This is a genomic window from Rhizobium sp. P1_E1 (assembly GCF_056406015.1).
On record NZ_JBFUAY010000338.1, the window covers coordinates 1 to 3586 of the forward strand.

The following is a 3586-nucleotide window of genomic DNA, read 5'->3' on the forward strand; positions in this document are numbered from 1 at the left end:
GTGAAGAAGGAAGCCTCAGACATGCCATTTCTCCTCTCTTCCGCCGGCCAGCCAGGTGCGGACCTTTTTGACGGCTGCTTCCCATCCTCGGGTTTCACCGGTAGTATGTAGAATGCCACTCTTCGTACACGAGGTCAACAATCGTGTATACAAGAATAGCATTTGTGTATGAGGAAAGTGAAACGAATGTCCGAGAATGTCGGCCGATGGCTTCGGGATGAGATTGAAAATTCAATTCTTTCCAACGAGTTCTCTCCCGGTGAGCGGCTCGACGAAACGGTGCTTGCGACGCGTTTCGGGGTCTCCCGCACGCCGGTGCGCGAGGCGCTGATGCAGCTCGATGCCATTGGTCTCATCGAAATTCGACCGCGCAGAGGTGCTGTTGTCATCGATCCGGGGCCGCACCGCGTCTATGAGATGTTCGAAGTTATGGCGGAACTGGAGGGCCTGGCCGGGTCGCTCGCCGCACGGCGGCTGGACAAGACCTCTCGAGAAGCGATCACGGCCACCCACGGCCGCTGTGAGCAATCAGCCGCTGCCGGTGACAGTGATGCCTATTATTACGACAATGAGGAGTTCCATAAGGCCATCTACGCCGCCGGCCGAAGCGATTTCCTTGAGCAGCAATGTCTGCAATTGCATCGACGCCTGCGGCCTTATCGCCGCCTCCAACTACGTGTGCGCAACCGCCTGTCGACGTCCTTCTTGGAACATTGCGCCATCGTCGATGCGATCTTTGCCGGAGATGGAGATGAGGCCCGCCGGCTGCTGCGGGGTCATGTCGGCATTCAGGGCGAGAGGTTCAGCGATCTGGTCGCGAGCATGGCGGCCAGATGAGGCTCTAGCGCATAACCCCGAAAATCGGAACCGAATTTCGGAGAGGATTATGCGCAAATTCAAAGAGATAGAGCGCCCTTAACGCGTCTGAAAGACGCGCGGCGCTCTAGGCGTGGTGCTTCCAGATCGAATGCAACGGTCATCAGATAGGGCGAACCATCTCGCTGCCATCCCGCGAGTTAGTTCTTCATTGCGCCACCGGCGGCCACGATATCGTCTGGCGTATCGACGTCGAGGCTGCGAGCCACATATTCAATGAAGTTGCCTTGGATGCGGAAGCGTCGGCGCAGCGTCTCGTCGATGCGGTTGCCGACCATGCCTACGCCGGAGGAGTAACGCCCGCTGATGCGTACGAAAAAAAGCAGCGCCATGCGCAAAAAATGATGCTTTTCCGGCTTATCTTTATTCCCTACTCCCTATCGAAGCAGGTGACGAAAAGGGAAGACCGCATGGCTACGCCGTTTTACTGGAACGAGCTCAATACATACGATTTTGCCGGCCTCTCCCCCGAGACCACGATTGCCGTTCTGCCTATCGCCTCGACGGAACAGCACGGCCCGCATCTGCCGATCGCAACGGATGTCGCCATCGCGACCGGCATGCTGGCGGAGCTGAAGAGGCAGCGGCCGGAGGGTCTGGATATCCTGGTCCTTCCGACACAGGAGATCGGCAAGGCCAACGAACACATCTACGGCCCCGGCACGCTGTCGCTCAGTGCCGAGCTGCTCATCCCCGTCTGGACGGCGATTGGTGCGAAGGTTGCCGAAGCCGGGCTGCGGAAGATGGTGATCGTCAATTCCCACGGCGGCAATGTCGACATCATGAGCATCGTCGCGCGCGAACTGCGCGTGCGCCATCAAATGGCGGTGGTCTCCACCCAATGGGGCCGTTTCGGTCATCCGGAAGGTATGGTCAGCGATCACGAGAGCAAATACGGCATCCACGGCGGCGATGTCGAGACGTCGTTGATGCTGCACTTCCGCCCCGAACTGGTGCGCATGGACAAGGCCCAAAACTTTGCCTCGAAGGCCGAAGGGATGCGGGAGCAATCCAAATTTCTTCAGCCTCTGCCGCCGCATTCGCTGGCCTGGATCGCGCATGACCTCAATCCCTTCGGCGTTGTCGGCGATGCCTCGATCGCCAAAGCCGAAAAGGGCGAGGCGATCTGCCGCCATCAGGTCAAGGGGTTTGTCGAGCTGCTCCAGGATCTCAAGGCCTATCCGCTTTCGAATCTCTATGTGAAATAGGCTCAGCCGCGGGTTTCACATCCGGTGGGATATGACCCTTGGCCTGCAATTCCTGCACCAGGCCGAGCAGTTCGGCGAGCAGATATTCGACGAAAAGACTGGTGGCCGCGTCGAGGGGCGCGCGGGCGCGGGCAAACAGCTTCATCTGCTGGTAACGCGCATGCGGCTCGGCGATCGGCCGGAAGACCAGTTCACCGCGCCGGCATTCGGTGATGACGTCGAGCGGATTGAGCAGCGTCAGCCCCGTGCCGCATTTGACGAGCTGTTTCAGCATCTCCGATGCATTGGTTTCCAGCACCGGCTCGACCGAGATGGGCAGGCGCGCAAAAGCAAGGTTGATCACCTCGCGCAGGCTGGTGCCCGGCTGCGCCAGAACCAGTTTTTCCTGGGTGACATCGGCGAGGTTGATCGGTCCGGGACCGATCAGGTGATGCCCCGGCGGCAGCACGACACCGATCGGGATATCGAAATTTCCAAGCGTGCGGATGCCCGGCGTGGCGGGGATGTTGAAGCCGAGACCGATATCCACTTCGCCTGATACAACGGGGCTGGCCGTCGTGCCGCCGGTATCGTTGCGCAGCTGGACGAAGACGCGCGGATGTTCTGAAAGAAAGCGCGCGATGATTTCGGGCAGAGGCCCGGCGGCAAGCCCAACGGTCGTCACCATGCGCACCTTTCCCGCCTGCTGCATCTTGAGGCTGCGGATGCGCCCCTCGAGGCGCTCGTAATTCTTCAGCACGTCCCGGATATGCTCGATACAGAGTTCGCCAGCCGCCGTCAGCCGCAGGCCACGCGGCAGCCGCTCGAAAAGCGGCGCCCCGATCTCCTCCTCCAGCGCCAAAATCTGCCTGTTGACCGCCGAAGACGCCACGTTGAGGCGCGCGGCCGCCTTGCGGATCGAACCGCAACGGGCGATCTCATTGATGTAAAGAAGGCGTCTGGAGTGCAACATGATCTCTCCAATGCATAAATTTTGCGCAGGACGCACAAATTATCTTCAGCTTTCCCAGAGATGCCGAAAAGGCATCAATGCGCACGAATTTTGATGCTTTTCAAAGCGCATGGCAATGGCTCAAATTCCCTCAAAAGGGAGCCGAGCAAGGCGTCCCTCGACCACAAAAGGGGAACTGCCGACCATGTTGAAAGCACTGATGAAGACGCAATTCCTGAGCTGCCTCGGCCTCGCTTCGATGCTTGCCGCCGCCTCGCCGGCGCTTGCCCTCGACAAGGTGAGCTACGGGACGAACTGGCTTGCCCAGGCGGAACATGGCGGCTTCTACCAAGCCGTTGCCGACGGCACCTATGCAAAATACGGCCTCGACGTCACCATCGTCCAGGGCGGCCCGAATGCTGCAAACAGCGCGCTGCTGATATCCGGCAAGCTCGATTTCTACATGGGCGGCCCTCAGGGCGAAATATCCGCCGTCGAACAGGGCATTCCGCTGGTCGATGTCGCCGCGATCTTCCAAAAGGATCCGCAGGTGCTGATCGCCCATCCGGAC

Annotated in this window: 5 protein-coding genes; 3 read left to right on the forward strand and 2 right to left on the reverse strand. The window is 59.6% G+C overall.

From position 1 onward, the window contains the following. Positions 1-186 precede the first annotated feature (186 nt). Positions 187-837 carry a GntR family transcriptional regulator gene (locus AC1D1Z_RS35210; RefSeq protein WP_026188687.1) on the forward strand — a complete coding sequence of 217 codons (651 nt, stop codon included), beginning with the start codon at positions 187-189 and terminating at the stop codon, positions 835-837. 179 nt (positions 838-1016) lie between these two features. On the opposite strand, the gene AC1D1Z_RS35215 is transcribed toward AC1D1Z_RS35210, so the two are convergent. Further along, a complete protein-coding gene (locus tag AC1D1Z_RS35215) occupies positions 1017-1208 on the reverse strand; it encodes an MAPEG family protein (protein WP_018245578.1) in 192 nt (63 codons plus the stop codon). A 9-nt stretch (positions 1209-1217) separates the two neighbouring features. Between AC1D1Z_RS35215 and AC1D1Z_RS35220 the strand changes: the two genes are divergently transcribed. Then, positions 1218-2084, forward strand: a complete 867-nt coding sequence (locus AC1D1Z_RS35220; RefSeq protein ID WP_018245577.1) for a creatininase family protein — start codon at positions 1218-1220, stop codon at positions 2082-2084. Here the strand turns inward: AC1D1Z_RS35220 and AC1D1Z_RS35225 are convergent. Further along, on the reverse strand, positions 2047-3036 hold the full coding sequence (locus AC1D1Z_RS35225; RefSeq protein WP_003562367.1) for a LysR family transcriptional regulator: 990 nt from the start codon (positions 3034-3036) through the stop codon (positions 2047-2049). The genes AC1D1Z_RS35220 and AC1D1Z_RS35225 overlap by 38 nt on opposite strands. Before the next feature lie 184 nt (positions 3037-3220). Here AC1D1Z_RS35225 and AC1D1Z_RS35230 point away from each other — a divergent pair. Next, positions 3221-3586: ABC transporter substrate-binding protein (locus AC1D1Z_RS35230; RefSeq protein ID WP_477853410.1), on the forward strand; the 366-nt coding region annotated here is incomplete at its 3' end.

Coding starts and splice junctions, on each gene's coding strand:
- AC1D1Z_RS35210 (WP_026188687.1), top strand. CDS start 187: ATGTCCGAGAATGTCGGCCGATGGCTTCGGGATGAGATTGAAAATTCA.
- AC1D1Z_RS35215 (WP_018245578.1), bottom strand. CDS start 1,208: ATGGCGCTGCTTTTTTTCGTACGCATCAGCGGGCGTTACTCCTCCGGC.
- AC1D1Z_RS35220 (WP_018245577.1), top strand. CDS start 1,218: ATGATGCTTTTCCGGCTTATCTTTATTCCCTACTCCCTATCGAAGCAG.
- AC1D1Z_RS35225 (WP_003562367.1), bottom strand. CDS start 3,036: ATGTTGCACTCCAGACGCCTTCTTTACATCAATGAGATCGCCCGTTGC.